A 26,329-nucleotide genomic window follows, 5' to 3' on the forward strand; every position below is an offset into this window, starting at 1 on the left:
ACCGGCCACGCAAAATCCTCGGCTGGGCAACACCCGCCGAAGTCTTCCAAGAACTATCATCGAACGAAACCACACCGTGTTGCACTTCGAACTAGAACCCGGGGCCCTCAGTTCTCGCGGCACACAGTCGTAGAATACGAGTCATGGTGCCCCTCGCCCTCCCCCTGTTGGCCGCCACTGATGCTGCCGAACTTGCCCGCGGCACCACGATTGCGGTTGTGGCGTTGCTCGTGCTTGTGCTGGCGCTGGGAGTAGGGGCCTTCATTGTTTTGTTTCGTCGCGGGGGTGATCGCGGACGTCGTGGCGCAGCCTCGCAGGCGAATCTCGATGCCCAGGCTGCCGCACTGCTGGTCGGTTTGGATGACCGGGTGCGCGACGCGGAAAACGAGGTTGGTTTTGCTGTCGCCCAGTTTGGGGTCGAGAGCGCCCGAGATTTTGACAGTGCTCTCGCTGAAGCGCGGCTGAAGCTGACGGAAGCGTTTCGCTTAGGCCAACAGCGAGACACCGCCACAAGCGATGCCGTTCAGCTGCGTCGCCGCAACACCCTGCAGATGATTGCGCTGTGCGATAAGGCTTTCGCGAGTCTCGACCGGTTCGATAGCGCGTTTGCTGAACGACGACGTACCGAAGTGGATGCCGCACAGACGGCTCGCGAATTGCGGGCCCGACTGGGTGCGCTGCGGGATCGGCTCTCAGCTCTGCAAGATCGTCGCGCCGAGGCCGCTGAACACTACGTCGAGGTCGTGCTCGCTGTCACGACACGGCAGCTCGTGCACGTCGAAGAATTTCTTGATCATGCCGATCAGGAGTTGGATGCGGTCTCCCCCGAGATCAGCCCGACCGGCGTGAACGCCGTCGCAGACAGGTTGCATGTCGCAGCTTCTGATCTGCACTTGGCAGACCAACACTTGGCGACATCCGAACGCTCGTTGAGGGAACTCGGTGACGCTGAGGTTGCTGTTCAGCGGATGCGAGATACGAGCGTCGGCGACCTGCGCGAAGCGCGCGTCGCGGTGGAACGTGCGCCCGATCCAAGCTCGGGAGCCACAATTATTGCGGCGATTGCTGCCGTGGAGACAGCTCTTATGGCGACCGCTATCGATCCGGGCAGCCACAGCGATCCGTTTCGGCAACTGGTAGTTCTCGGCGATGCCGCCGCTGATTTGGATGCCGCCCTTGCGTCGGCACGCAACCAGCAGCAGCGGCTAGAGCATGCCCGCGCGGCCTACCGGGGAACATTGATCGCGGCCCGGAGTCAGATCAGTGTTGTGCGAGAGCTGATCGGGCGGGGTGGTGCAAGCGCGAGTGCGCGCACTCGACTAGCGGAGGCGGAGCGTCAGCTCATGATCGCTGAAGCTGAGACAGACGCGGTGGAGGCTTTGGATGCCATCCGCCGGTCGGTTACTCATGCCCGAGATGCTGACGCTCTCGCCCGCTACTAGCTATCTAGCTAAGCATTGTCGACGATGGCGAAGTTCACTGCGCCGTCCTCGCCTACCTGTGCATCAAGAGTTTTGTCATTGAGGGCGATGGCGGCGTTCTCTTCAAGAAATACGCGTGCGCCGTCGGCCTCGATTACGGAATCTCCGGCTTCAGCTTCTGCAACTACTGCAACGCTCAAGTTGGGGGCACCGGGTTCTCCGTTAATGCGGAGTCCCGAAGCTTCGGTGTTGGGATCTTGTTCAACGATCGTCTTGACGACCGTGGTGGCTGTTTCGGTGAGGGTGAGCATATGTTCGTCCTTTCCAGGTTCAGCGAATTGAACAACCCACGATCCCCTACTCGGCGGCGCGCATCAACCGTGAGCGTCGATTGTGAGGCAACTCTCATGCGCAGTGGAGCGTACGGTCAGGCGGCACCGAGGTTTGACCTCGCTACTCGCCACGCCCCGCCCGGGTACCGTAGAGAGCATGGAATGGTGGCACGTGCTCGTCAGCGTGGCTGGAGGATTGCTCCTGCTCTGGCTCGCGCTCATCGGCGCTCTCGCTTGGATATCACGTGGTCATTCCGAGGTTCCTAAAGGCGTTCGAATCTGGCTAGTGGTGCTGCTGGTGTACCTGCTATTGCCAATCGACCTAGTGCCCGATTTCATCCCGGTTGTTGGGTACGTGGACGACGCAATCGTTGTTGCGCTGGTTCTTCGCTTCGCAACGAAAAACGCTGGTGCTGCTGCTCTGGACCGCCACTGGCCCGGAACTCCGCAAGGGCTCAGTGCCCTCCGCACTTTCGTCGGCCTCAGCTGACACACAAGGGTCCCTGTGCCGACTATTGCCCAGCCTCACACCCGGTAGAATCGTTAACGGAGTGCCGGGAAGTCTGGTCGGCGATTGCGTCGGCGACCCCGCTGACGAACCTCAACGTCTGGAAATTTGTGACCACATCCACTAAGAAGCTGAGCCCACGCAAGCGAGTACGCCGGTGGGTCACCATGGAGACCACCAGCGGCATCCTGCTCATGGTTGCCGCAGCGATTGCTCTCATCTGGGCGAACTCTCCGTGGCGCGAAGGCTACGCAGCCCTCGCCGAGACCGTCGTAGGCCCCTCGGCGTTGCACCTCGACCTCTCGTTGGCCACGTGGGCTGCTGACGGCCTCCTGGCGATCTTCTTCTTCGTCGTAGGTGTTGAGCTTAAGCAAGAACTGGTTGCCGGCAGCCTGCGCAAACCGCGCGAAGCCGCCGTTCCCGTGTTTGCGGCGATTGGCGGGATGCTCTTTCCCGCGTTGCTCTTTGTACTTGTTGTCCTCACCATGGGCGATTCTTCGGCCCTCGGCGGTTGGGCAATCCCGACGGCCACGGATATTGCTTTCGCCTTAGCAATTCTGGCAATCTTCGGTCGCGGCCTTCCGCGAGCGCTGCGCACTTTCCTTCTCACGATGGCAGTTGTTGACGACCTCCTCGCGATTGTGATCATCGCGCTGTTCTACACCGACAGCATTGACCTGCTGTCACTCCTGTTCTCGTTCATCTCGATCGTGTTGTTCGGTCTTGTGGTTCGCTCCCGCAAACCGCGCTGGTGGTTGCTGATTCCACTCGCCCTTGTTGCCTGGGCCTTCATGCACGATTCTGGCGTCCATGCCACGATCGCCGGCGTGATGCTCGGATTCACTGTTCCCGCCAAGCTCGTTCACGGAGAGAAAGAAACCCGCACCCACGCTTTCGATGATGCGGTTCGCCCCACATCATCCGGAATCGCACTGCCCGTCTTCGCTTTCTTCGCGGCAGGCGTCTCACTGGGTGGCGATGAGAGCGTCAGCGATGTACTGGTACAGCCCGTTGTGCCCGCCATCGTCATTGGTCTGGTAGTCGGAAAGATCATCGGAGTGCTCGGCACAACAGCACTCATTACCAAGGTGACCAAGTTTCGTCTCGCTGACTCGATCGGTTTGCGTGACCTTCTGCCCATTGGATTCCTTACGGGTATCGGGTTCACAGTCTCGTTGCTCATCTCCGAGCTTTCTTTCCCCGACAGCGAGCACACGACAGGCGCCAAGCTCGCCATCCTCATCGGCACAGCACTTGCGGCGGTATTCGCGGCGATCAGCCTCCGCTGGGACTCTCGCCTCGCCCGCAAGCGCGACATGAACGAAGACGGCATCCCCGATAAGAACAGAGCACTCATCGAGGATGCAGACTAGCTAGAGAGCTATTCCACACATTCGAGGGGATTCATCGTGTCAGACCCGCTGAGCCAACACACTGATTACGGCCAGTTGCCACTCAATGACGCTGACGTGCTCGACGATCCCCTAGAACAGTTTCGGCTGTGGCTAGCGAACGCCACCGATTCGCACGTGTCTGAACCCAACGCCATGGTGCTGTCAACGGTGGATGCCGAGGGCTCCCCCAGCAGCCGCACCGTACTTTTACGGGCGATAGACACAGCCGGCTTCGAGTTCTTCACCAACTACAGTTCCATCAAAGGCAGGGAACTGCTGGCAAACCCTGCCGCTGCGCTGGTGTTCCCCTGGTATGCAATCCACCGGCAAGTGCTCGTGCAGGGAACAGCTCGGCCTGTTGCCGCCGCCCTGTCTGACCAGTACTTTGCGACGCGACCGCGAGGCAGTCAAATCGCGGCGCACGCCAGCGAACAATCGCAACCCATCGCATCCCGAGCCCTGCTCGAACAGCGCGTGACCGAAATCGAGGAAGAGTTCGAGGGCAGTGATGTGCCTCGCCCGGATGACTGGGGCGGCTTTGTTATCGAGCCACACACGATCGAGTTCTGGCAGGGCCGCAGCTCACGCCTGCACGACCGCGTGCGCTTCGTGCGTGCCGCGTCAGGCGGCTGGGAGCGGATGCGGCTGCAGCCGTAGCGACTTCAGTGCGACATCCGACATCCAGTTGTCACGTGGCGTTTGTTAACGCCAAAAGAGGGACACGACTGCGATAACAGTCGTGCCCCTCCCGAGGTTGTTGGCTCTACTCAGCTGGCACGGTTCCCCGTGACTGCATTGCATAGCCCGACTCGCCGTGGACGGCGAGGTCGATACCGGCGATTTCTTCTTCCGAAGTAACGCGGAATCCAATGGTCTTTTGAATTGCGGTTCCAATCAGCCAAGAAGCGCCGAAGGAGAAGATCGCTACGGCGAGGACGCTGACGGTCTGAACAACCAGCTGGCCCGCATCTCCACCAACGAAGAGTCCGGTGTCTGTCGCGAAGAAACCGAGGTAGATCGTTCCGGTGATTCCGGCAACGAGGTGGAGCCCAACAACGTCGAGCGAATCATCGAACCCCATGTTGAACTTGAGCTCGATAGCGAGAGCACAGATAGCGCCAGCGATGAGACCAAGAACCAATGTCCAGCCCGGAGTGAGGTTTGCAGCCGCCGGAGTGATGGCAACAAGACCAGCAACAACACCCGAAACGGCGCCCACTGCGGTGGCCTTGCCGGTGCGGATCTTCTCTACAACGATCCAGCCGAGAATTCCGGCGGCGGGTGCGGCGAGCGTGTTGAAGACGATCAATCCAGCTTCGTCAGGCGACCCTGCGGCACCAGCGTTGAACCCGAACCAGCCGAACCAGAGCAGTGCTGCACCGATGAGGACCAGGGGAACATTGTGAGGCTGCGCAATGTCCTTGTTGAAACCAACACGCTTGCCAAGTACCAAGGCGAGACCAAGGGCAGCAGCGCCAGCGTTGATGTGTACCGCGGTTCCACCAGCGAAGTCGATTACTGCGGGAAGGCCGCCGAGAGTATCTCCAAGATTTTGGATCCAGCCGCCGCCCCAAACCCACGCTGCGACGGGGAAGTAGACGAGCGTTGCCCAGACACCGGCGAAGATCATCCAGGGGCCGAAGCGTGCGCGGTCGGCTATTGCACCCGAGATCAGCGCGGTGGTGATGATGGCGAACGTTCCACCAAATGCAACGTTCAGGAGGTCAGCGCCTGCGACGCCCTCTTGACCGAAGTTGCTGAACGGGTTGCCGGAGAATGACCAGATTGAACCATCGATCGAGCTCATGTTCGCGCCGATGAGGATCCAGAGAACGGCAACAAGGCCGAGAGCTCCGAAGCTCATCATCATCATGCTGACTACTGACTTCTCTTTAACGAGTCCACCGTAAAAGAATGCCAAACCGGGGGTCATAAGCAGCACCATCGCGGTGCTAATGAGTACCCATACCGCTGTGTCCATCTCAACCTCTTTCGCTTTGTGCGCCTGGTGCGCACGTAATGCTTTGGCGGATTTTCAGTGAGTGTCGGGTTATTCCACTCCCACCGTCCCGCACGACAAAGCATTCCGTCTTAGCGTTTCGTAAGCTCGCCAGTTATGTTTCGAGCACGTTAAACGTGTGCTTTGGGTGTTACATGCACGTTTCGCGCACCCTGAGATGGTCGGTGAATCAGGTGTCAGGTTTGGCTCTGGTGCGCTTAGGGGTTCAGAATTTCGCCATTCGCGGCCCAACTTTCCCAGCCCCTACCGAGAGAACGTAGAGTTGGCGCATGCCCGAAACTACGCCCGCGAATGCGCCTGAGCCAGCGACACCACCAAAGCAGCCTTCGCTGGTCAAGACTCGCATCCGCCAGCTAACGACACCGTGGTGGCGGCTGGTGTGGCTCATTGGCGGTCTTGTCTGGGCTGTGGTCTTCAACGTGATCTATGTCACCACCGGCGGCACCGAAGAGTGGTGGGGCGTGGCTTCGGTGATCCCGATCGCGCTGCTACTGGTGGATGTGCTGCGCATCGAACGAATGGAACGCACTGCCGAGCAGAAGCGCAAGGCAAAGCTGAAGCTATAGCTGTTGCTATTGCTGTCACTGCAGGGCCTCTGCCAGTCCCCCGCGGGCGGTAGTAGCAGAAGCGGAAGATACGCCGCTCGGCGTAGGCAGGTACCTCCCCGCGGCTGATGTGCTCTCGCCGCAGACTCGGGAGACTTGTTGATATGGATACCCCGATCATCCGAGTCAAGGATGTACACAAGTCTTACGGCCGAGGCCCCAACCGTTTCGATGCGCTCAAGGGCGTGACCTTCGACATTTTTGAGGGCGAAAGCATTGCCATAATTGGCAAGAGCGGCTCGGGCAAATCGACCCTCATGCACGTTCTGGCACTCCTCGATGCCCCGACGTCGGGAACGGTTGAGCTTGAGGGCGTGGATACGAACACGTTGAAGGGCAAGAACCTCAATCGTGCTCGCAACAAGACGTCCGGGTTCGTGTTCCAACAGTTTTTCCTCACCGCTAACGCCTCCGTTCTGGAGAATGTGATGCTGCCGATGAAAATCGCCGGCATTCGGCGCAGCGAGCGCAAGCAGCGTGCCCTCGCCGCTCTTGAGCAGTTGGAGATGGTCGACAAAGCGAAGAACAAGGCTCTGAACCTTTCTGGTGGTCAGAAGCAGCGCTCAGTGATCGCCCGCGCACTCGTCAACAACCCGCGCATTATTTTCGCCGATGAGCCCACCGGAAACCTCGACACCACCACCGGCGCAGTAGTCGAAGACATTCTCTTTGACCTCAACAGAGACAACGGCATCACGTTGATCGTGGTTACTCACGACGAGGAGCTGGCTGCGCGCTGTGATCGCCGCCTTTATGTTCGCGACGGACTGCTCGTCAACGACACCACGGAGGTGGCCGCATGAACGCTCTTGACCTGATCGGTTCTGCCGCCTCGAACACTTTCCGCTCAAAGACCCGCACCATCCTGACGATCCTCGCGATCTTTGTTGGTGCGTTCACCCTCACCATCACTAATGGTTTAGGCACTGGCATCAACCGGTACATCGACGACACCGTCACCTCTATCGGTGCAGAAGATGTAATGACGGTCACGAAGACTCCGGATACCGATAGCGCGTTCGGTGGCGGCGACTCTGGCCCCGCCGAGTTTGACCCAGATGCTGTCTCCAGCGGCGGCTTCAGCCAGCCCGGGTCCACGGTCGTAGCGATCACTCCTGACGATTTGGATGCTCTCGCTGAGCTCGAAGGTGTGCTCGATGTTGAGGCGACAAAGTCGATCTCTCCTGACTGGATCCAGTACGACGGCGGCGCACAATATGTGACCTCCGTCGGCAGTCTCATCGCTGGCCAAACCGTGCAACTCGCAGCCGGCGATGCCCCTGCGGCAGCCTCGGATGCGCTCGAGCTGAACCTGCCCGTCTCCTATGTCGAGTCTCTCGGTTTTGCTGACGCAGATGCCGCCGTAGGCGAGACGCTCACAATCGCGATCACAGATGCCGAGCGCACCCAGCACCTCGTGGAGGCAACAATCGTGGGCGTTGCTGAGGAGAGCATCGCTGCGCCCGGCGCTGGCGGACTTGTCGTGAACTCTGCGCTGACCGACGAGCTGTATGAAACCCAGAACATCGGCATCTCCATTGATCAGCAGGAGCGTTACGCCCAGGCGAGCATCCGCTTCGATCCAGCAGCGACGGATGTCGAAATCACTGCGCTCAAGGATCGGCTCGCGGATGCGGGCTTCACAGGCACTACTGTGGCCGACCAGCTCGGCACGTTCAAGACCGTAATCGATGCGATCGTGCTCGTGTTGAATGCGTTCGCGATCATCGCCCTGCTGGCCGCAAGCTTCGGAATCGTGAACACCCTGTTTATGTCTGTGCAGGAACGCACCCGAGAAATCGGCCTCATGAAAGCCATGGGTATGGGCAGCGGCAAGGTGTTCGGCCTCTTCAGCCTCGAAGCGGTCTTTATCGGCTTCCTGGGCAGTGCAATCGGGGTCGGAATCGGGATGCTCGTGGGCACCGGCATCAGTTCGCTACTCGCCGGGGCAATCCTGGCCGACCTACCGGGCCTCACGCTGATCGCGTTCGATCCGCTCTCGGTCACCGTGATCATCCTGGTGGTGATGGCAATCGCGTTCCTGGCTGGCACCCTGCCTGCTGCTCGCGCCGCTCGGGCTGACCCGGTGGAGTCGCTGCGGTATGAGTAGGGGCGCCTCTGGTTGGGGGCTGCGCTGCAGGGGATACAGCACCCAAGCAGAGCAAGCACGGCAACGTCCGCGCGAAGGTTGTGCTCTCGAGCGGGGACGTTGCCATCCCGCCTAGACCGCACTCGCTCGCCGTGCCAGCATGCGCCGCACAAACTTTTCGGCCTCGATGAGCCCCAGCAGGGTCGATGCGGCGAGTGCGCACCCCACCCACTCGCCGAGCGTGAGCGGCACAAGCCCCAGCACGCCCGCGCTGACCGGCCAGGTCATGGCGATCCATTGCAGTCCGAGCGAGCCGACGGCGGTCGCGATGAGAAACGGGTTGCTGAATGGGCTGACGGTGAAGAGCGAGCGGCGCTCGGTGCGCGCGCTGCCCGCCTGAAAGAAGCTCATGACCACGAACACTGTCATCGTGATGGTGCGCACGTGCTCGAGTTCGTAGCCCGCGGCGAGCGCCTGTTGGAAGGTGATGAGGAGCACGGTCGCCATCCAACTCGCCGAAATCACGGTGCGCACCCACAGCGCGCGCGACAGGATTCCCTCTTGCGCAGCCCGCGGAGCCCGCCGAAGCTCGTCCCCTTCGGCGGGCTCGAATGCGAGCGCGACGTCTTGCAGGCCGCTCGTGACGACGTTGATCCACAACACTTGCACGGGGATCAAGAGAAGCGGCTGCTCAAAAAAGAAACTGATGGCGACGGCGAGCATGATCCCGAATCCGGTCGACAGTAAGAAGAAGGTAGCTTTGCGGATCGCCGAGAACACAATGCGCCCCTGCCGCACCGCCTCGACGACGGTGGCGAAACGGTCATCGGTGAGCACGACATCTGCGGCCTCGCGCGCCACGTCGGTGCCGGACTTGCCCATCGCAACGCCGATCGCGGCCGCCTTGAGTGCGGGTGCGTCGTTCACGCCGTCGCCCGTCACTGCGACCGTGTCGCCATTGGCTTGCAGGGCCAGCACGACACGCAGCTTGTCTGAGGGCGAGACCCGCGCCACAACGCCAGCCCGAGAGACTCGTTCGGCGAGCGCTGCGTCGTCGAGGTCGCCAAGTTCGTCGCCTGTGATCACGTTGTCGTAGTCGGCGATGCCGAGGCGGCGTGCGATCGTGGTGGCGGTCAACGGGTGGTCGCCGGTCACCATAATGACGCGTATCCCCGCGCCGACGCAGAGCGCGATCGACTCGAGGGCCTCTGCGCGCGGCGGGTCGGTGAGCGCGACGAGCCCGAGCAACTGCAGGCCGGTAGGGTGCGGCAGCTCTGGCACCGACAGCTCATCGTCGGCCACTCTGCGGCGGGCGATCGCCAGCACGCGGTAGCCGTCGCGGGCCAGCTGGTCGTGTGCACCGTACACCCGCTGACGCGCGGCATCGTCTAGGGTGGTGCCCCCAGCCTCTGAGCTGCACATCGAGAGCACGAGTTCGGGCGCACCCTTCACGTAGAGCGTGAGCGCGGCATCGTCGCTGTCATGGTGGCCACGGCGCAGTGACTGTGCATAGCGGTTTTGCGGCTCGTACGGTAAGCGGGCGACTTGGTCGGGTAGGTCGTCATCATCGCTCGTTACCCCGAGCGAACGCGCCAAGACGGCGAGCGCCACGTCGACGGCGTCACCGATGAAGCCACGCTCGTCATCACTGTGCGGGTGCGCCTCGTTGACGAGGGCGCCAGCCATGAGGACATCGCGCAGCACGCCGCTCGGCCGGTCGGGCAGGCCCGACACCTCGAGTACACCGCCACCAGGCACCCACACGCGCTCGACAGTGAGCCGGTTTTCGGTGAGCGTGCCCGTTTTGTCGCTCGCGATCACGGTCGTCGAGCCCAACGTCTCAGCGGCAGGCAGCGTGCGCACGATCGCGCCCTGCGCCGCCATTCGGCGCACCCCAATCGCTAGCGCGACCGTCATCACTACCGGCAAGGCTTCGGGAATGGTCGCGACGGCCATGGCGATCGCCGACAGGAACACTGTTTCTAGATCCTCGCCGAGCAGCAGACCGGTGATGATCACAGCTACGGCAACGACCGCAACAAACAGTCCGATGCGGCGCTCGAGGCTACGAATGCTCTGCTGCAGGGGCGTGCGCTTCGAGCTAGTCTGCACGAGCTCGTTGATACGCCCCAACTCGGTGTCGCGACCCGTCGCAACCACCACGCCGCGCCCACGACCGGAGGTGACGAAGGTGCCGCTGTAAAGCATCCCGAGACGGTCACCCATTGCCGCATGCTCGGAGACAGGCGCGGGGGTCTTGTGCACCTGCTCTGACTCGCCGGTCAGCATCGACTCGTCAACCTGCAGGGCGTGAGCGTCGACGATGCGCAAGTCGGCGGCCACCTGCTCGCCGCTCTCTAGCGCGACGACATCGCCGGGCACGAGGTCGACCGCGGGCAGGCGGATGACGTGGCCGTCGCGCACAGCGCGTGCAGCTGGCACGGTAAGCGAGGCGAGGGCGCGCATCTCGCGCTCGGCGTGCGTCTCTTCCCAGAACCCAATCGACGCGTTCAACACGAGCACGATGAGGATCGCCGTCGCGTCAACCCAGTCCTGCAGCAACAGGGTGATCGTAGCCGCCACCAACAGAATCGCGATAAGCGGCGACCGAAATTGTCGCACTGCCACCGCCCACGCGGGCGTCGGCTTGCGCACTTCCAGCCGATTCGGCCCAACCCTGGTGCGCCGCTCGTCTGCCTCGGCGGTGGTCAGTCCTTGCGGACTCGCGTCGAGCCGAACGAACACCTCGTCGAGGTCGAGCGCGTACCACCGTGTCGCCGACTCTCCTGTTGTCATGCCACCACGCTAGTGCCGGTAGCGCGAGTGCAACTAGGGCCGTTTGTCCCAAAGGCTGGGTGATTCTGGATCGGTCAGTCCAGTTTTCCGCGGAGTCATCGGGGACTTCGAGCGGAGCGTTCACGCCGCAGCCATCAGCCTGACCTGCTGCGCAGCTCACCAGTCGGTGCGGGTGCTGCATCATTCCGACAACGTAGCGCCCGGGTCCTCGTGTCGACGACAGCAACACCACTCCGCCAAAGTCGGGACCGGTCGCTACGCTGTCCAGGAAACAGAAGAAATGGCACTCGGCCCCGTCAGCGCCGACTGGTCAGTTCATTGGGATTGAATGATGAGCTATAGCGGGCACTTCTCTTGAGTCTCGTCGGGGGCTTCCCTCCTTTGACCTCGCCCCCTACACTCTCGAGTGGGAGCCTCTCCAGATGTGAGGCCCGTTTGCCGATTCGTACCTGAAACATCGGAGAAACATGAAGAAGCCCATTGCGGCCGCGGCACTTGCCACGGCTCTTGTCCTGACTACCTTGGCGCCGGCCTACGCGGCCGAGCCCTCTGCAACCATCACCGGATCCGTGGGTGAGAGAGTAACCGACGACGGTTCCAGTCTCCGTCTGCGGTATGTCGGCGATCCAGCTCCGGCCGGATACGACGGAAATTACCAGCGCGGTCCGGCCATCCTGACTCCGTCTCCGGAACTGACTCCAGTGACCATGGCGGGAACCCTAGATCTGTCCCAGATGAGCGAGAACGGCCAGACTGCGGTCATCGGGCTGCACGATGCTGACGCGTTGGCGAGCGGCCAGACCGGTCACAAGCAGGAAGTCGGCATCTACGTCACGTATCGCACCGGCTCCGGGGGCTACTTCGTCGTTGGTGTGACCGATGGGGATGCCGGCGGTGGAGAGTGGGTCCAAGAGTTCAAACGAATTCCCGTCAGTGACCTTCTTGGCGGCGTCGTCACTGTGGAGTTCGTCGTCGACGGAAGCGTCGACCCGGCCACTTGTGCCAGTGACGCGGCAGACATCGCGACGGCGGACGGTTGTATGACTCTGACTGTCAACGGCTCAACCGTGAGCGACTCCTATGGCAGCATCAGCCCCCACGGCGTGACCACGGAACTCGGCAACGGCGCACATCCCGGCTGGTACTCGGCATGGACCACCACGGGCCCGGAAATCGGCGTGAACTATGACCTGACCATTTCTCCGGTGACACTGGTACTCACCACCAAAGATCAGTGCAAGAAGGGCGGCTTCGCCGACTTCGATTTCAAGAACCAGGGTCAATGCATCGCGAGCATCCAAGCAAACGAGAAGGCCAACAAATAACACGGCACCCGTTCGGCAACGACCCCTCTCCAGCGAGAGGGGTCGTTGTGCTTCGGATGGAGATCGAGCGCAATCGGGGTCAGCTGGCGCGGCGGTGAGCACCCATCCAGTGCGAAGGTCCGTAACATTCAGAATCCGCGCGAACCCACCCTTCTGGGCCGGTCAGCACAAATGCGGGTCTGGTGCACTGATAGGTGACATCTTGACCTGACCTACAGTTGGGTTTCCACTCGGGATAGCTGGCCGGGATGGCTGAGGCCACCAGACAAGAATGGCCGGTGAAATTTGCCGACCTGATCGTGGAGATCCACAAAACCGTGCAGATCAGCAAGGTCGACGACAAGACGGCGCTGCCGGCCCGCCGACTCGGTGAGCACCAACACGACGTCCTGCGCTTCGCCATACCGATGGATAACAACCATGTCGAACGAGATGCACGGATGCACGGATGCACGGATGGTCAAACTCCAACAGAAGATCTCCGGCTGTTGGCGTTCACCGACCGGCGCGGAGGCGTTCCTGACCGTACGCTCGTCCCTGTCCACTGCACGCAAACAAAACTAGGACGCCCTCGACGTCCCCAGGAAACTCTTCAGAGCCAGCGCCGGGATCCCCTCCATCGCAGGGCCAGACCTTAATCAACCTAGCCATCCACAGATCTGAACTTCTCAACCGATCCAGACGAACTCAGCGACACCTCCGAGAAATAGCGACGCCGCACACGAGCCTAGGAATGTCAGTTGTGCTTCCGTGCTGCACGAGGGCGAGTCAACACCGCCACCAGCAGTCCGCCAATCAACGCGAAGCCCTGTGCGATGACTGCTACCACCTTGTCTGGATACCACGCAGGTTCGTAGATCACTGGAAACCCGAGTGCGCTCAGATCCAATGGCACATAAACCGAGGCCACCAGCAGTGCGAGCCCGCCCGCCGCAATCACTGCCGCAACCAGCCCGGTCCACCAGCGATATACCGCCAGGATCAGGACAGCTGCGAGGACGTTTACTACGCCCTGGATGCGGAAGAGTGCACCCTGACTGACGAGTGAGCCGACGATCGCATCGAATGGAGTCGCGAGAAGAAAGTGCACGTAGGCGTTAACCACCAGCGCGAGTGCGATCCAAATCCGTGCCGCAACAATGAAGATTTTCATGTCCTTGCCTTTCTCTCAACAACTTCCCGGAAACGCTGAAGCCGGTGGGGAGCGATTCGTTCGCTCCCCACCGGCTCATTCGCGAATCGGTTTTACTGGATACCCTTATTGGCTGCGATTCCGCCAGCGAGCGCCGTTGCCGTCATCGGCATGTGGCCTGCAGCTTCCTTCAACAGTGCGAAGTAGGCAGGGTCGCCGGCGATGTTCGCGTCGATCGCTGCGACCAGCGACGAGGCGTGCATCTCGAGCTCAGTCTGCACTGCCTCGGCCGGCAGCTCAGGAACAACTGAATTGATCAGCTGGCCGAACGACACTGCGTAGCCGCCCAGATCTGACATTGCCTGGTCGATGCCAGCTTGGTCGTCGGTTGCCTTCGCGACCGCGTAGTTCACGAAGAACGGGATGTGCGAGCGCCATGAATCGAGGAATGGTTGCTCGGCGTCCGGGTAAGCCGAGCCGATCAGGGCTGCGATCTCAACCGAGTTGGTGTCGAGGGTTTCGACTGCCCCGGCGACGTCTTCCGTCGTGAGGTCGCCACCATCAGCGAGCGCCTGGTCGATGGCTGCACCGGCGAGGTAGACGTGGTCGGCGAGCAGGGCGGTTAGAGTTGCACGCAACGTGGAGCCGTCGCTGTTTACTGTGTCCACGACTGCCGAAGAGTTCGTGTCGTCGGTGGTGGTCGGCGAATCTGTTGCCGCCGAGCAGCCCGAGAGTGCGAGTGCCGCGGCGAGGCCCAGACCGGTGAGTGCTGTGATTTTACGCATTGTTTCTTCTCCTTGTTGATGGTGTGTTGTTCGTGCGGGTTCTTACGGTTCGACCGTGATACTTGCGTTCATGGTCAAGTGCGGTTGGCAGTAGTAGAAGTACTCGCCGGGTTCGTCGAAGGTATATGTGAAGGTGTCACCCTCCTGGCCCTTCGGGGCTAGGTCATGGTCGAAAAGGCCGTCGGGCGTCTGTGTGCCGCGAAGACCCGTCGACTCGTTCACGTCGCCCCAGGCTCCGGACGTCACGGTGTGACCGATTGTCTCGCCGTTTTGCCAAGTGACCGTGGTGCCCACCTTGACGGTGAGGTCGTTCGGCATGAACTTGAGGCCGATGGTCGTAACAACGTTTTCGGCGGCGTCCGTCGACTGATCCGTGCCTCTCTCAGACGGCATCGTTGGGGATGGTTGAGAACCCGCGCATCCCGAGAGCGCTATGAGAAGTGCCGGCAGGATAAGCGCACCCGCGAGGGTGGCTTTCGGTGCCCGAAGTGTTCTGGTGAGTGACATGTAGATGATTCGGCACCCTGGGCGAAGTGGTTTGGTATCAATTTTTCGGCACAGAAGAAACCTAGGAAAAGAGCGAGGCCGGACCCGCTACTCGGTTGCTTGGGCTAGCGATCTCTCGCTTAGACTTTTGAGTCCGATCGCGACTCGTCGGTGGCGCTCGCTGCGCCCACCGCGGTCAGCGCATGTTCTGTAACGTTCAGTTGCTCGCATCCGTCTGCTGTCACGACGACGATATCTTCAATGCGCGCGCCCCACTGGCTAGGGAAGTAGATACCCGGTTCAATACTGAATGCCATCCCTTCGCGCAGGAGAAGGTCATTGCCAGGGGTAATGTAAGGCTCCTCGTGCACGGAGACCCCGATTCCGTGACCCGTACGATGCAGAAATGCTTCGGCGAGGCCAGCCTGCGAGAGCACTCGTCGCGCCGCGACATCAACATCCGAAGCCGTAACGCCGGGTCGCACTGCGTCGACGGCGGCCTGTTGTGCCTGCACGAGTATGGCGATGCGTTCAGCGACCGACGGCTCCGGGGTTCCCGCGCTGTAGGTTCGTGTGCTGTCGGAGTTGTAGCCGCTCGGGACCGCACCGCCGATGTCGACGACCACGACGTCGCCATCCTCGATCATGCGGTCCGAAACCTCGTGGTGCGGGTCGGCACCATTCGGTCCCGACCCGACAATGACAAACTCGACCGTGCGGTGCCCCTCGGCGACGATTGCCCTAGCGATATCGGCCGCAACTTCGCGTTCAGTCCGACCGGCACGCAGCAACTCCGGCACTCGTCGATGCACAGCGTCGATCGCTGCTCCGGCGCGTCGTAGTTCTGAAATCTCCGCGGCTTCCTTGATCATTCGCCCCTCGCGCAGGACCGGGGTCGCGAGCTCAAGACGCACCGCGAGCCGCTGTCCGATCGGAATAACGTGCAGTGCCGGGAGCGAATCAGACACTCCCACACGAGTCGCTGCAGGCAGTGTGTCGGCGATCAGGGCATACGGATCTTGGCCGTCGACCCAGTCGGCGACGATGATTCCGAGTTCGTCGGCACCTGTGCTGCGTACCTTCGCGAGCTCCATGCGCGGCACAACGATGGTCGGCGTCATGCCGGGCTTAATCACTAGGGCTGTCAGCCGCTCAATCGTGTCGCCCTCGACGCCGACCAAGTACTGCAAATCGGGTCCTGGACCCACAATGATACCGTCGAAACCCGCCTCGGCGGCTAGGGCTGCTGCGCGCTCAAGACGAGCGGCGTAAACGGAAGCGGTGAAGGTAAGAGCGCTCATAGGGGTCTGCTGTCGGTTCAGTTGACCAGCTGGCCCGACCCCGCGATTCGGCGCATCCCCGCGTGAAGACATAACCGATACCGTGAGCAGTCTCAATCCACTAGGCGCCGACTGAAGGTGTAGCCCTAAACGCATTAACTTTCGTATCGACGACAACTTCGGCCTCGCTTCCAGAATCGAGGATCGTATTTCGAACTGACTCGGAATCGACCTTGACTGCCGTAACGACCAAGCTGTCCGAAGCCTCAGTCGTCAGCAAAGCGTTTACCTGAGCTTCGAAGGCGGAATTACTCGACTCGGCGTGAACGTCCACTGCCACTATGTGATTGCTGGAGACGTAGTTGGAGCTCCCCGCCATTAACCGGATGATGACCGGCGTCGCACTAGCCGGGCGGATTCTCTCAGAGTCGATGACCTCGGAGAAGTGGTTACCGATGACCGAATTGTTGCTGCCGCTGACACAGAGGAGCCCAAAGAGATCATCCAGGCCGTTATCGACGCCCAAGAAGGGCGTCCAAGGTTCAAGATCGCGCAGAAAGTGATTCGAAGCCACAAGATTCTCCGAGCTATTCGCTCCGAGCACCACCATCCCAGGGTAGAACGAATGCAGGCGGTTATTAGTGACGCTTGAACGCGTGACTCCGTTGAGATAGACGCTACTCGCCCCCCGGGGAAAGATGTTGTTGGCTGTGATCAACAGCCCGCCATGATTCTCGGCGTAGATCGAGTGGCCCTTGAATCCTGCTCCGATGAGGTTGTCAGTGATTTTCGAAGCCTGTCCCCACCCACGCAGCTCGATGCAACTGCCACATTCAGCAATGAAGTTGTCATGAATGGAAAGCGCGTCCGCGTTGTGGATAGTGAGAGCGTGCTCGAGGTAGACGAACCCCATACCGTTGACGCGGAAAGAGTCATTGGCATTCGCGACATAGATGCCCGTCTTGCCGTTTATATAGGAGTTCTCTGGATGCAGCTCCGAGCCATCCGGGGTGAAATGTAACCCGTCGATGCAGAAATCAGAGAACTCGACCGCGCTGATCCGCGGGCTCCCACTTCGCTCGATGTAGAAGGCTGCGCCCGTGGACTCTTCCTCGTCCTTGCCGAGAGGAATGTCTACGAGAATGCGACTGCCTCCGGGCCACAGCTCATGCAAGTCGAGAGACTCGTCTTGGGGAACATTGAACCGGATGCTCGAAGACGTGAAGCCGTGACCCGAGCCCTGGATCCTGAGGAAGCTGATGTCGATCAGAACTTGTGTGCGAAGGTGATAGTCCCCAGGTGGAACGTAGATCACCGCGCCCGGCTTTCCGCCCTTGTTCTCATCGGTGGCCACCTGCCGGCTCTTGATATCAGCGATGATGCTGTTAAACACCTCGCCGATGTCCTCGGCCGGATTACCGACGGGCCACTTCGTCACGTCGTAGTAGTTAGCGCTTGACATAGATTCGCTCCTTTGTGGCGTAATCAGACTGCAGCTAGTTGCGTGATGATCTCGGCCAGGGTCGGCAGATCAGCGCCGGGCCGGGAGACTGTAACGGCCGCAGCAAGGGCTGCTTTCCCGCCGACGTCCTCGAGCTGTTGCTGGGAAATTGGTTGCCCATTCCAGCCACCGGTTCTGAAGACGAGGGCCCAAATCAGAGCTGCCATAAAAGAGTCGCCAGCGCCCACAGTGTCCGCGACTACCGTCTTGACTGGCGGGATAGTGATGCGATTCGCACCGCTCGCAAGACACGCACCCCTGCTTCCTCGTGTGATCCCGGCCACGGTCACCCCTCCATCGATGAGGAGATCGAGTACATAGTTGACGGATTTTTCCGGGAAGAGGAACTCGGCGTCCTCATCACTTAGTTTTGTGATGTGGCTGGAGAAGGCGAGCGCCTCGAAAAGTTTGTGGGACTTTCGTGAGTCTCGGACAAGACTTGGTCGCACGTTCGGATCGAACGTGATCAGCGCTCCCGCTGCACCGCCTCGTCGGACGATGTCGTTTGTGACGTCAGAACCCGGCTCGAGGAACGCCCCTAGCGAACCTGCGTGAATAATCTTCGGTGCCCCGAGTTCACCGAGGTTGACTGGGTCCCAGCTCAACGCAAATTCGTAGGTTGCCGATCCGTCATCCGCGACGGTGGCTACCGCTTTCGATGTCGGCGCATTCGTCAAGGAGTCTGGGGTGATAATCACCCCGGATTCACCGAGGTGCTTTCGGATTAGCTCCCCGTCTTCGTCGTCCCCAATAGCGGAGTGCAAACGAGTAGCAACATTCAGACGAGAGAGTCCGAGCGCCACGTTCGCGGGCGATCCTCCCGTATAGCGACTAACACGGCCGAGCTCGACAACTTCGTCGATGAGCGCTTCCCCTACTACTAGCGCGCCGCCATTCACGACGGAACTCGTTCTTCCAACATTTCTGAATGGCTCGTCAATACGATCGTCAGCCGGCCATCGACCCAGTAAACAGGCTGCGGGTCGCTGATCTCTCCGACCCAACCGCCATTTTCGTCGTCGTTGCGGAATGAAAGAATTTGCCACTGTCCCTCACGATCCTGAACCAGCCGTCCAACATAAAGTCGCTCGTCGGTGAGTCGGTATGCATCTGCCAGATGGAATGGCCCTGTCAGAGAGTCGGCGGGAAACGCCCAAATACCTCCGACGGGATCTTCCGCATGGCGTTCGTGCGACAGTTCGGAGGCAAGGCAAGAGAATATTCCGACTGGCGTGCCGTCAACAACGACAGTCTGAACCACTTCGATGTGTCCAAATCCGGCGCCTGGCTCGGACAGCGGAGGCTGAACAGTCCAGTGGGTGAGGTCTGGTGAGGTTGCGTGCCCGATGACTCCTCGGTTATCGGGATCGCCGTGGTTGGCGCGCGCAGTGATCAGCATGTGCCAGTTGCGCCGATCACGGAATACCCACGGGTCGCGCCAAGCCTGGTCAGGCCAATTTCTCGTTTCCGCGGTTTCATAGTAACGGGCGTCCGGTTCAAGAATTTGTCTGTCGGGTTCTCGGCGCCACGTGAAAAGATCGTCGGAGACGACGGAGCTGATCCGTTGGTTGAGTCCGCCTTCGGCACGACTGACCGCCGTATAGAACATTCGCCACGTGCCGTTGTCGTCACGCACTACTGACCCCGTCCACGTTGAGAGGTCATCGAAGGCCGGGGAATCATCCGGAATGACTGCGTCGGCGTGCTCGATCCACGTCGTGAGATCTATGGAAGTCGCGTGTCCGATGGTGGCACGCCAGTGCCGTCGGTCGGGGTCGAGGAGAGCTCGGGACGCCTTCAGAAAGAAGAGATGGTAGCGGTCGCCATCATCGGCAATCCAGAAGTCCCACACCCAGGACGAGGCCAGTCGAAGCATTTTATGTAACCTTTCAGTTGTCTCGTGGTGTGCCGACTGATCCTCGGATGACCAGTGGGCAGTCGAGGCGTGTGGGGGTGTCGGCGAGGAGCTTGTATTCGTCTTCTCCGTGAAGCAGGTGCACGAGAGTGTCGACGGCCCAAGCGCCCATTTCATAGTGAGGGAGCGCCACAGTGGTCAGGCCAGGGAACAGGTTGGCCGCGATGAGTTCCTGGTTGTCGAAACCGACGATCGAGAGGTCGTGCGGGATGTCCAGACCCAGTTCATTCGCGGCCCGGTAGGCGCCCATTGCCATCCGATCGTTGTAACAGAATAGGGCGGTTGGCCGGTCGTGTCTCGCGAGGAGTTCTCGAGCAATCTCGTAACCGGGAAGGGTTTCTGACGGTGCTTGAACGATCAGTTGTTCGTCGATCGGAATGTCGTACAGTCGCAACACCTCCTTGTAGCCGACCAGACGTTCGTGTGTAGCCGGCACATCGTCGTCGTTATTGAGAAAGCCGATGCGTCGGTGACCGGCCTCGACGAGGTGCGTGACGGCGGCGATCGCGCCACCCACCTCGTCAGGTACCACTGCCGGGACAATGCCGGCCTTGTCGGTCGAGTCGATCAGGACGGCAGGCAGACCCTGCAGGTTTGGAGGGAGGGATACTTGGCGGTGATACATCGTCGCGTAGAGGACGGCCTCCACTTGCCGGTCGATCAGCGCCTGAACGTCGTCTCTGTGTGAATCGCCGGATTCGCGCTCAGTGTTGACGATGACCAGGGTCAGGTCGTGTTCGCGCGCCGCATTCTGGGCGCCAAGAATGATCCTGCCCGCGTGAGGAGTGGTTGCGATCTCTTCGCTCAGCAGGCCGATGAGCCCTGACCGGTTGGTTCGGAGCGCTTGCGCCATCCGGTTCGGGCCATAGCCAAGTGTTTTCGCTGCTTCGCGGACGCGAGCTCGTGTGTCTGCGGCGACCCGCATTTGAGGGGTGTCGTTCAGGACATGGGACACCGTAGTAACCGAAACACCAGCCATTTCGGCGACATCTCGAATCCCGACATTTCTCACTGCCACAGTTCTTCCTCTTCCTCTAGATGCGCGAGTCCACTCGTCGTAGCGACCAGCACCGCTGCCACCGTTAGGTCTGAAGCGGCTTCTCGTCGGGTGCGCGCCCTGCAAGTCCGCTGAGCGGAGTTTGTAGTCTCCAGAATTCCATCGGAGGTCTGATTTCGTTCCATGGCGCGACCGTTCATCCTTTCACTGCACCGAGAGTGAGGCCCGCGACGATATGACGCTGCAGGGCGAGAGTGAGCAGGATAACGGGGATTGAGTAGATCGCAGCGAGCGCGGTCATCCCTCCCCAGTCGAGTCCGAACTGCGTTTGGAAGTTCGCGATCACGATCGGCGTTGTCTGCGCACGAACAGAGGTGAGTAGGAGCGAGAAAAGGAACTCGTTCCATGACGCAAGGAAGGCGAAGATCGCCGTGACTGCAAGGCCGCCGGAGACTACCGGGATTACGACTCGCCACAATGCTCCCAGACGTGATGCTCCATCAACCCGAGCCGCTTCTTCGAGCTCACCAGGGACGGCTTCGAAGAAGCTCGCCATTAGCCAGATCGAAAGGGGAAGCGAGAGGGTAGTGTGCGCGATAGCAAGGCCCAGAGATGTGTCACTGATTCCGAGAACGCGCATGGTCTCTATGAGAGGGGCTCCCACTGCGATCGTGGGCACCATCCGTGTTACTAGCGCTGCCATGACGAAGACCTGCCCGCTTGGTGTGCGGTACCGTGTGATCGCATAGGCCGCGGGTACCGCGAGCACGAGGGAGAACGCCGTGCTCAAGACAGCGGTCACGGTGCTGTTAATCAGCGCCGGAACTACCCCGTCCTTGCTGAGCGCTGTCACATAGTTCTCTAGTGTCCAGACCGAGGGCAACACAGAGGGTGGCACAGCGATCGCATCGAGCGGCGTCTTGAATGAAGTGAACAGAAGATAAAGGAAAGGGAACGCATAGATCACAAGAACTACTGCGAGTGCGCTCCACAGGATCAGCCGTGATGAACGTCGGTTAGTTTCGATGCCAATCATTTGTCACTCCCTGGGCGCCAGATTGCGTATATCGCCGCGGTGGCAATCACGAGCATTGCAACAAGATAGATAGTGCCCATAGCGCTCGCGAGGCCAGGGTCGCCGTAGCGAGTCATGGTTCGGTAGACCAGAAGGCTCAACGTCGTTGTGCTCTCCTGTGGTCCACCGTTGGTTTGAATGAGGATGATGTCGAAAGCGCGAGCCGCATCAATTCCCCGAACAATGAGCGCTACAGCAATTACAGGTCGAAGCAGAGGGATGATGATGCGGAAGAGCATGGTGGAAAAGCGAGCACCATCCAATTTCGCCGCTTCAATTACGTCACCCGGCACGTTCTGCAGGCCCGCGAAAAGCACGAGCGTAATGAACGAGGTAGTAAGCCAGACGTCAGGCAGGGCCACCGAGAACAATGCAATGTTCGGGTCGCTTAGCCATCCGATTTGACTACTCGTTTGCAGGATTCCCGCTTGGCGAAGAAGTTCGTTGATAATCCCGAAGTTGTCGATAAGCAGGAAGCGCCACAGCAGACCGGCGACGACGGGCGCGATCATGAGCGGATACATAAAGATAGTGCGGAACACCGCGGATCGGCTTCCGAGCGACGCAAAAATGAGTGCTACAGCCAACCCAATTGCAAACTCAAGGGCGACGACGATAACGGTGTAGACGATCGTGCGGAATGCTGCGCCCTGGAACGCCGTTGAGGCGAACGCGGCGGCAAAGTTATCGAACCCCACAAAGATTCGGGGTCCTCCGGAAATGGGCGAGATCTCATAGAATCCGTTGGAGACGAATCTAATAAGAGGCCACAGCACGAATGCTGCGAGAAAAGCGGCGGCCGGTGCCATCAGTAGCAAGGCGAACCGTCGGTCGGTGAGGCGCACGAGAGTGAGTCCTTTGAACGAGTCGGATGGTGGGGCAGCCCGCAATTACACAGACTGCCCCAGATTGCAGTGCGAGCTACTTGATGATCGCTTCGATCTGCATCTTGGCGTCTTTCAATAGCGCAGCGTTGTCAGCACCAGGTTCAACAGCTTTCTGGAGCATCGGAGTGAGCACCGTGTTGACAATCTCCTGCCACTCCGGCGTTGCTGGCCGCGCGAACGTCGCTGGTGAGTTGAGCGTCGCGAGAATTGCCGAGTAATTTTCGTGGCCCTCGACATCGGCCTGCGATTCGAACGCAGAGATTCGGGCGACGAGGCCAAGCGATGTATCCACGGACAGTTCGTTGTTCTCATACGCGAACGCGATGAAGTCCTTCGCGGCCTGCTGCTTCGAGGTCGCTTTCGGCACAGAGAGGTACCAAGCACCGGGTACGCCTGCGACGCCGCCCGGGCCTGCAATCATCGGCGCTACACCAATGTCACCCTTGACGACAGCATCGTCAGGAGTCTGCGTGTATGCGTGGCCCCAGAACCGCATCATCGCGAGCTTGCCTTGGTAGAAAAGGTTCTGCGATCCTGCCCAGTCGAGCTGCGAAGCACCGGGGGGTGCGTAGGGAAGCAGGCTCGTATAGAAGTCGAGTGCTTCGAGGTGCTCGGCGCTATCGATGGTCACTTCGCCGTTGGCCGGGTCGAGCACCATCTGGGTTTCGCCGGCCTGCGACACGGTCGCGAGCCACTCGGTCTCTACCGCGCCCTTGACATCTGTACCGTAGAGGTCGATCTGTCCGTCGCCGTTTGTGTCGCGGGTGAAGAACTTCGCGACATCGGTGTATTGCTCCCACGTCGTCGGCGGGGCGAGAGGGTAGCCGAACTCTGTCTCGAAGTCTGTCTTGTTCCTCTCGTCGTTGAAGAGATCGGTGCGGTAGTACAGGATCTCGGAATTGGTGAAGATCGGCATTCCCACATACTTGCCTCCCACCTGCGCCTCGGACACGAGGCCGGGGAAGAGATCGGACTTCACATCTTCGGTGAAGAGGTCGTCAAGGGGCACCATTCCGTCGGCGAACGCGCTCAGCCAGATCGCGTCAAGCGCGGCAATATCGAACGAGACGCTGCCCGATCCAAGTTCCGTTTGGATTCGGTCGTACAGTCCGTCGTAGGGCAGTTCGACGAGCTTGATCGTCGTCCCGGTCTCTTCTTTGTACAAGTCGGCGATTGGCTGGAGCTCTGCAAGCCCGCCACCTTCGACGAGAACTGTCAGTTCGTCAGAGGAACTTCCGTTGGTTCCGCCACCGACGCCACACCCCGAGAGTGCGAGTGCCGTCACCGACAGGACAGCCGTTCCGAGTAATGCGGCACGAGTACCGCGCATATTGCGAAGCTTCATTACTTCGACTCCGTTCTTTGGTAGCAGTATTGCTACGCACTGTGATTGAGATCACCATAGCGATGATCAAACGTTTTGGCAAAACGTCTTGGCACGAGTTTCCCCTACGGGCCTTTCGGAGTCAACGCCAAAAATTGCCAAACAGATAAAAGGGCGCACCGAGTCTTGACCCGCCGACGGTCCCGCCCTACTATCGAGCAACTCACGAATGCCAAAACCTTTTTGCAATTCACTCAATGTTGAGGGAGCTCCATGAACAAATTCGAACCTAAGCCTGCGCACGCGAGCATGTCGCTGTCACGTCGAGGATTCCTTATTGCGGGATCGACGGCGGCTATTACTGCGTGGCTAACCACGCACGAAAAAACGGCCACGGCGGCCCCCGCACCGGCGGCCACCACATCAGTCGAGCACACCCATCGCACGTTGCTTGGTGTGCTCTAAATTTTTTCCCACCCCATCCATATTTCAGCAGAGAGGCCACTATGCCTTCGACCATCTACGACGTAACTACTTGGACTATCCCCGGGCTCCCCGGAACCACCGCCTATACCGACATCGGTGCGGTCGTGAACAGCATCATCGCTGACATCAAGGCAAACCAACCGACTCAAGCTTCCAAACCTGGAGCGGTTGTCTACATCCCGCCGGGCGACTACTCACTCAAGACCCGAATTGTGATCGATATCAGCTATTTGCAAGTCAAGGGCTCCGGCCATGGATTCACTTCATCAAGCATCCGATACAACGCCGGGAGTACCGCGAGCTGGTTCGAAGTCTGGCCGGGCGGTAGCCGCATCAAGGTCGAGAACACCGACGGCAACTCTGAGGCGATCCTAATCAACCGTGGAGGTTCACCAAGGCTGAGCTCGATCGAGCTAATCGACTTCTGTCTAGACGGGCTGTCGTTCAGCCCCAATCAGAACAGCTACCTTAACGGAAAGATCGGAATCCGCTCGACGAGTGACACCGACTCGTTGCGCATCGCGGGGATGGGGATGGTCTACCTTCAACGCGGCCTCGTTATCACTGGAGCCGACGCACTATCCGTCACTGGCAACTTTATCGCTGAATGCGGCAGTTGCATTGAACTCATCGGATCAGGGCAAGCCTGCCTGGTCAATGACAACTTGGTCGGCGCCGGGTTCGTCGGGTTCTCGATCTATGCGGAGAACCACTTTGGTCTGCTGATCTCAGGAAACAACATCTTTCCGCGCGGTAAGAGTTCGGTTCATCTCAAAGCCTGCTCAAACTCCAGCATTACAGCCAACCGGCTACATGCCTTCTATTCGGGAATGATTCAGTTCGAAAGCGGCTGCACGAACAATTTGGTGGCATCGAATCACTTCCTTCGACAGCGAGAATCGTTTCCGCCATTCCAAGCCAACAACAATGGTTTGGACGACTTGTTTGGTCTGGTCCATATCAACGGCAGCGGCAATACTGTCGCGAGCAACCACTTCAGCTTCGACGTGGCTGCTGCGTACGTTCAGCCTCTCGGGGCGACACCGACGATCGTTCTAGTGAAGTCAGGAGCAAACAACTTCGTCGCCACCAACCACACCATCGCAAACATAAGCGTGAAAACTGTGGTGCTCGACGGCAGCACTGTTAACACTAAGGTGCTCGACTGCGGGTCCCCCGGCGAGTTTCAAGCCCTCGCCGGATCCTCCTACGGTTTCCGCGCGACACCGTAGCTCCCCTCGTTACCTTGTTTATATCCCCGGATGGTGTTTGTATCTGAGGACGTTGGCCCGTCGGGTCCGGCATGATTATTTCCCCCAGTCGTTTCATGATCCGGGGGGTGCTGTCACCGGGCCGGATTGGTATCAGGTGATCGCTAATAGGGGCCGGACTGTAGTCCAGGCCATTCGTAACGTGGATGTGAGACTCGATACCGCGGCTGACCAACAAAACGGTTCAGAGACGGGAGTAATCATGATTGAGAACTACGACTCCGTGGACGTGTTCGTCGGCGTCGACGTTGGGAAAGGGGAACACCACGCGGTCGCCTACGATCGGGCCGGGAAAGTGCTCTACGACAAGACCCTACCCAACGACGAAACGAAACTTCGAGAGGTCATCGAAAAGCTGAAAAAGCACGGCCAAGTCCTCTTCGTCGTCGATCAGCCGGCGACGATCGGCGCGCTGCCGGTCGCGGTCGCTCAGGCCGAGAATGTCCTCGTCGGCTACCTGCCGGGCCTGGCCATGCGCCGCATCGCAGACCTCCATCCGGGGGAAGCGAAGACCGATGCCCGCGATGCGGCCATNAGTCGCGACCAGCAACCGAATCCGCGGCCTCCTCACCCAGATCCACCCAGCATTGGAGCGGGTCCTGGGCCCGCACCTGGACCACCCGGCAGTGCTGGACCTGCTGCAGAAGTACCCGTCGCCAGCGTCGATGAAAGCCGCTGGCACGGTTCGCCTCGGCAACCG

25 protein-coding genes and 1 pseudogene are annotated in these 26,329 nt (G+C 60.1%); 11 read left to right on the forward strand and 15 right to left on the reverse strand.

Annotation, left to right across the window (positions count from 1 at the left end; all coding sequences use genetic code 11):
* Positions 1-143: 143 nt before the first annotated feature.
* Positions 144-1,442, forward strand: a complete 1,299-nt coding sequence (locus ABD112_RS02225; RefSeq protein ID WP_343922787.1) for a hypothetical protein — start codon at positions 144-146, stop codon at positions 1,440-1,442.
* An 8-nt stretch (positions 1,443-1,450) separates the two neighbouring features.
* On the opposite strand, the gene ABD112_RS02230 is transcribed toward ABD112_RS02225, so the two are convergent.
* Positions 1,451-1,732, reverse strand: a complete 282-nt coding sequence (locus ABD112_RS02230; protein ID WP_343922789.1) for an iron-sulfur cluster assembly accessory protein — start codon at positions 1,730-1,732, stop codon at positions 1,451-1,453.
* Positions 1,733-1,910: 178 nt separating this feature from the next.
* Here ABD112_RS02230 and ABD112_RS02235 point away from each other — a divergent pair, with 178 nt between their 5' ends.
* From ABD112_RS02235 to pdxH, 3 genes are all read left to right on the forward strand, one after another.
* Positions 1,911-2,243: a YkvA family protein gene (locus ABD112_RS02235; protein ID WP_343922792.1), complete on the forward strand. Its 333-nt coding sequence runs from the start codon at positions 1,911-1,913 to the stop codon at positions 2,241-2,243.
* A gap of 128 nt (positions 2,244-2,371) precedes the next feature.
* A complete protein-coding gene (gene nhaA, locus ABD112_RS02240) occupies positions 2,372-3,634 on the forward strand; it encodes a Na+/H+ antiporter NhaA (protein ID WP_343922793.1) in 1,263 nt (420 codons plus the stop codon).
* Between the two features lie 36 nt (positions 3,635-3,670).
* Complete coding sequence (gene pdxH, locus ABD112_RS02245) at positions 3,671-4,312, forward strand: pyridoxamine 5'-phosphate oxidase (RefSeq protein ID WP_343922794.1); 642 nt, start codon at positions 3,671-3,673, stop codon at positions 4,310-4,312.
* Between the two features lie 106 nt (positions 4,313-4,418).
* Here the strand turns inward: pdxH and ABD112_RS02250 are convergent, their stop codons facing one another.
* On the reverse strand, positions 4,419-5,636 hold the full coding sequence (locus tag ABD112_RS02250) for an ammonium transporter (RefSeq protein WP_343922796.1): 1,218 nt from the start codon (positions 5,634-5,636) through the stop codon (positions 4,419-4,421).
* Positions 5,637-5,944: 308 nt separating this feature from the next.
* Here ABD112_RS02250 and ABD112_RS02255 point away from each other — a divergent pair, with 308 nt between their 5' ends.
* From ABD112_RS02255 to ABD112_RS02265, 3 genes are all read left to right on the forward strand, one after another.
* Entirely contained in the window at positions 5,945-6,241 is a 297-nt protein-coding gene (locus ABD112_RS02255) for a hypothetical protein (RefSeq protein WP_343922798.1), read from the forward strand.
* Between the two features lie 143 nt (positions 6,242-6,384).
* The gene (locus ABD112_RS02260) at positions 6,385-7,083 is read left to right on the forward strand and encodes an ABC transporter ATP-binding protein (protein WP_343922800.1); all 699 of its coding nucleotides are present in this window, start codon (positions 6,385-6,387) and stop codon (positions 7,081-7,083) included.
* Positions 7,080-8,390, forward strand: coding sequence for an ABC transporter permease (locus tag ABD112_RS02265; RefSeq protein WP_343922802.1), 1,311 nt, complete (start codon positions 7,080-7,082; stop codon positions 8,388-8,390). Before ABD112_RS02260 ends, ABD112_RS02265 begins: the two co-directional genes overlap by 4 nt.
* Before the next feature lie 111 nt (positions 8,391-8,501).
* Here the strand turns inward: ABD112_RS02265 and ABD112_RS02270 are convergent, their stop codons facing one another.
* Positions 8,502-11,165, reverse strand: a complete 2,664-nt coding sequence (locus ABD112_RS02270; protein WP_343922803.1) for a cation-translocating P-type ATPase — start codon at positions 11,163-11,165, stop codon at positions 8,502-8,504.
* Positions 11,166-11,632: 467 nt separating this feature from the next.
* Here ABD112_RS02270 and ABD112_RS02275 point away from each other — a divergent pair, with 467 nt between their 5' ends.
* Entirely contained in the window at positions 11,633-12,490 is an 858-nt protein-coding gene (locus ABD112_RS02275; protein ID WP_343922805.1) for a hypothetical protein, read from the forward strand.
* 212 nt (positions 12,491-12,702) lie between these two features.
* Here ABD112_RS02275 and ABD112_RS02280 read toward each other — a convergent pair whose 3' ends face one another.
* From ABD112_RS02280 to ABD112_RS02335, 12 genes are all read right to left on the reverse strand, one after another.
* Positions 12,703-12,954: a hypothetical protein gene (locus tag ABD112_RS02280; RefSeq protein ID WP_343922830.1), complete on the reverse strand. Its 252-nt coding sequence runs from the start codon at positions 12,952-12,954 to the stop codon at positions 12,703-12,705.
* Between the two features lie 272 nt (positions 12,955-13,226).
* Complete coding sequence (locus ABD112_RS02285; protein WP_343922806.1) at positions 13,227-13,643, reverse strand: hypothetical protein; 417 nt, start codon at positions 13,641-13,643, stop codon at positions 13,227-13,229.
* Positions 13,644-13,735: 92 nt separating this feature from the next.
* Positions 13,736-14,407 carry a hypothetical protein gene (locus ABD112_RS02290; protein WP_343922808.1) on the reverse strand — a complete coding sequence of 224 codons (672 nt, stop codon included), beginning with the start codon at positions 14,405-14,407 and terminating at the stop codon, positions 13,736-13,738.
* A 42-nt stretch (positions 14,408-14,449) separates the two neighbouring features.
* Positions 14,450-14,800 carry a cupredoxin domain-containing protein gene (locus tag ABD112_RS02295; protein ID WP_343922810.1) on the reverse strand — a complete coding sequence of 117 codons (351 nt, stop codon included), beginning with the start codon at positions 14,798-14,800 and terminating at the stop codon, positions 14,450-14,452.
* Positions 14,801-15,033: 233 nt separating this feature from the next.
* Positions 15,034-16,194: a M24 family metallopeptidase gene (locus ABD112_RS02300; RefSeq protein WP_343922812.1), complete on the reverse strand. Its 1,161-nt coding sequence runs from the start codon at positions 16,192-16,194 to the stop codon at positions 15,034-15,036.
* Positions 16,195-16,294: 100 nt separating this feature from the next.
* On the reverse strand, positions 16,295-17,635 hold the full coding sequence (locus ABD112_RS02305) for a right-handed parallel beta-helix repeat-containing protein (RefSeq protein WP_343922814.1): 1,341 nt from the start codon (positions 17,633-17,635) through the stop codon (positions 16,295-16,297).
* 23 nt (positions 17,636-17,658) lie between these two features.
* On the reverse strand, positions 17,659-18,573 hold the full coding sequence (locus tag ABD112_RS02310) for a carbohydrate kinase family protein (protein WP_343922816.1): 915 nt from the start codon (positions 18,571-18,573) through the stop codon (positions 17,659-17,661).
* Positions 18,570-19,550: a glycoside hydrolase family protein gene (locus tag ABD112_RS02315; protein ID WP_343922818.1), complete on the reverse strand. Its 981-nt coding sequence runs from the start codon at positions 19,548-19,550 to the stop codon at positions 18,570-18,572. The genes ABD112_RS02310 and ABD112_RS02315 overlap by 4 nt, the downstream gene beginning before the upstream one ends.
* Positions 19,551-19,563: 13 nt before the next feature.
* A complete protein-coding gene (locus tag ABD112_RS02320; RefSeq protein WP_343922820.1) occupies positions 19,564-20,607 on the reverse strand; it encodes a LacI family DNA-binding transcriptional regulator in 1,044 nt (347 codons plus the stop codon).
* Between the two features lie 175 nt (positions 20,608-20,782).
* The gene (locus tag ABD112_RS02325) at positions 20,783-21,622 is read right to left on the reverse strand and encodes a carbohydrate ABC transporter permease (protein ID WP_343922821.1); all 840 of its coding nucleotides are present in this window, start codon (positions 21,620-21,622) and stop codon (positions 20,783-20,785) included.
* Positions 21,619-22,506, reverse strand: coding sequence for a carbohydrate ABC transporter permease (locus ABD112_RS02330; RefSeq protein ID WP_343922828.1), 888 nt, complete (start codon positions 22,504-22,506; stop codon positions 21,619-21,621). Before ABD112_RS02330 ends, ABD112_RS02325 begins: the two co-directional genes overlap by 4 nt.
* Positions 22,507-22,582: 76 nt before the next feature.
* Positions 22,583-23,893 (reverse strand): ABC transporter substrate-binding protein, encoded by a 1,311-nt coding sequence (locus tag ABD112_RS02335; protein WP_343922822.1) that lies wholly within the window; start codon positions 23,891-23,893, stop codon positions 22,583-22,585.
* 252 nt (positions 23,894-24,145) lie between these two features.
* Here ABD112_RS02335 and ABD112_RS02340 point away from each other — a divergent pair, with 252 nt between their 5' ends.
* The 3 genes and pseudogenes from ABD112_RS02340 to ABD112_RS02350 form a co-directional block, all read left to right on the forward strand.
* A complete protein-coding gene (locus ABD112_RS02340; protein ID WP_343922824.1) occupies positions 24,146-24,337 on the forward strand; it encodes a hypothetical protein in 192 nt (63 codons plus the stop codon).
* A gap of 41 nt (positions 24,338-24,378) precedes the next feature.
* Positions 24,379-25,590, forward strand: a complete 1,212-nt coding sequence (locus tag ABD112_RS02345; RefSeq protein ID WP_343922826.1) for a NosD domain-containing protein — start codon at positions 24,379-24,381, stop codon at positions 25,588-25,590.
* A 241-nt stretch (positions 25,591-25,831) separates the two neighbouring features.
* Positions 25,832-26,329 (forward strand): annotated as a pseudogene (locus tag ABD112_RS02350) (IS110 family transposase); the annotation flags it as partial.

The organism is Rhodoglobus aureus, from assembly GCF_039527955.1.
Lineage (GTDB): Bacteria > Actinomycetota > Actinomycetes > Actinomycetales > Microbacteriaceae > Rhodoglobus > Rhodoglobus aureus.

What these genes read in the sequence shown, in the direction of transcription:
- ABD112_RS02225 (WP_343922787.1), top strand. Translation starts at nt 144, where the DNA reads ATGGTGCCCCTCGCCCTCCCCCTGTTGGCCGCCACTGATGCTGCCGAA.
- ABD112_RS02230 (WP_343922789.1), bottom strand. Translation starts at nt 1,732, where the DNA reads ATGCTCACCCTCACCGAAACAGCCACCACGGTCGTCAAGACGATCGTT.
- ABD112_RS02235 (WP_343922792.1), top strand. Translation starts at nt 1,911, where the DNA reads ATGGAATGGTGGCACGTGCTCGTCAGCGTGGCTGGAGGATTGCTCCTG.
- ABD112_RS02250 (WP_343922796.1), bottom strand. Translation starts at nt 5,636, where the DNA reads ATGGACACAGCGGTATGGGTACTCATTAGCACCGCGATGGTGCTGCTT.
- ABD112_RS02255 (WP_343922798.1), top strand. Translation starts at nt 5,945, where the DNA reads ATGCCCGAAACTACGCCCGCGAATGCGCCTGAGCCAGCGACACCACCA.
- ABD112_RS02260 (WP_343922800.1), top strand. Translation starts at nt 6,385, where the DNA reads ATGGATACCCCGATCATCCGAGTCAAGGATGTACACAAGTCTTACGGC.
- ABD112_RS02265 (WP_343922802.1), top strand. Translation starts at nt 7,080, where the DNA reads ATGAACGCTCTTGACCTGATCGGTTCTGCCGCCTCGAACACTTTCCGC.
- ABD112_RS02270 (WP_343922803.1), bottom strand. Translation starts at nt 11,165, where the DNA reads ATGACAACAGGAGAGTCGGCGACACGGTGGTACGCGCTCGACCTCGAC.
- ABD112_RS02275 (WP_343922805.1), top strand. Translation starts at nt 11,633, where the DNA reads ATGAAGAAGCCCATTGCGGCCGCGGCACTTGCCACGGCTCTTGTCCTG.
- ABD112_RS02285 (WP_343922806.1), bottom strand. Translation starts at nt 13,643, where the DNA reads ATGAAAATCTTCATTGTTGCGGCACGGATTTGGATCGCACTCGCGCTG.
- ABD112_RS02290 (WP_343922808.1), bottom strand. Translation starts at nt 14,407, where the DNA reads ATGCGTAAAATCACAGCACTCACCGGTCTGGGCCTCGCCGCGGCACTC.
- ABD112_RS02295 (WP_343922810.1), bottom strand. Translation starts at nt 14,800, where the DNA reads ATGCCGTCTGAGAGAGGCACGGATCAGTCGACGGACGCCGCCGAAAAC.
- ABD112_RS02300 (WP_343922812.1), bottom strand. Translation starts at nt 16,194, where the DNA reads ATGAGCGCTCTTACCTTCACCGCTTCCGTTTACGCCGCTCGTCTTGAG.
- ABD112_RS02305 (WP_343922814.1), bottom strand. Translation starts at nt 17,635, where the DNA reads ATGTCAAGCGCTAACTACTACGACGTGACGAAGTGGCCCGTCGGTAAT.
- ABD112_RS02315 (WP_343922818.1), bottom strand. Translation starts at nt 19,550, where the DNA reads ATGCTTCGACTGGCCTCGTCCTGGGTGTGGGACTTCTGGATTGCCGAT.
- ABD112_RS02325 (WP_343922821.1), bottom strand. Translation starts at nt 21,622, where the DNA reads ATGATTGGCATCGAAACTAACCGACGTTCATCACGGCTGATCCTGTGG.
- ABD112_RS02335 (WP_343922822.1), bottom strand. Translation starts at nt 23,893, where the DNA reads ATGAAGCTTCGCAATATGCGCGGTACTCGTGCCGCATTACTCGGAACG.
- ABD112_RS02340 (WP_343922824.1), top strand. Translation starts at nt 24,146, where the DNA reads ATGAACAAATTCGAACCTAAGCCTGCGCACGCGAGCATGTCGCTGTCA.
- ABD112_RS02345 (WP_343922826.1), top strand. Translation starts at nt 24,379, where the DNA reads ATGCCTTCGACCATCTACGACGTAACTACTTGGACTATCCCCGGGCTC.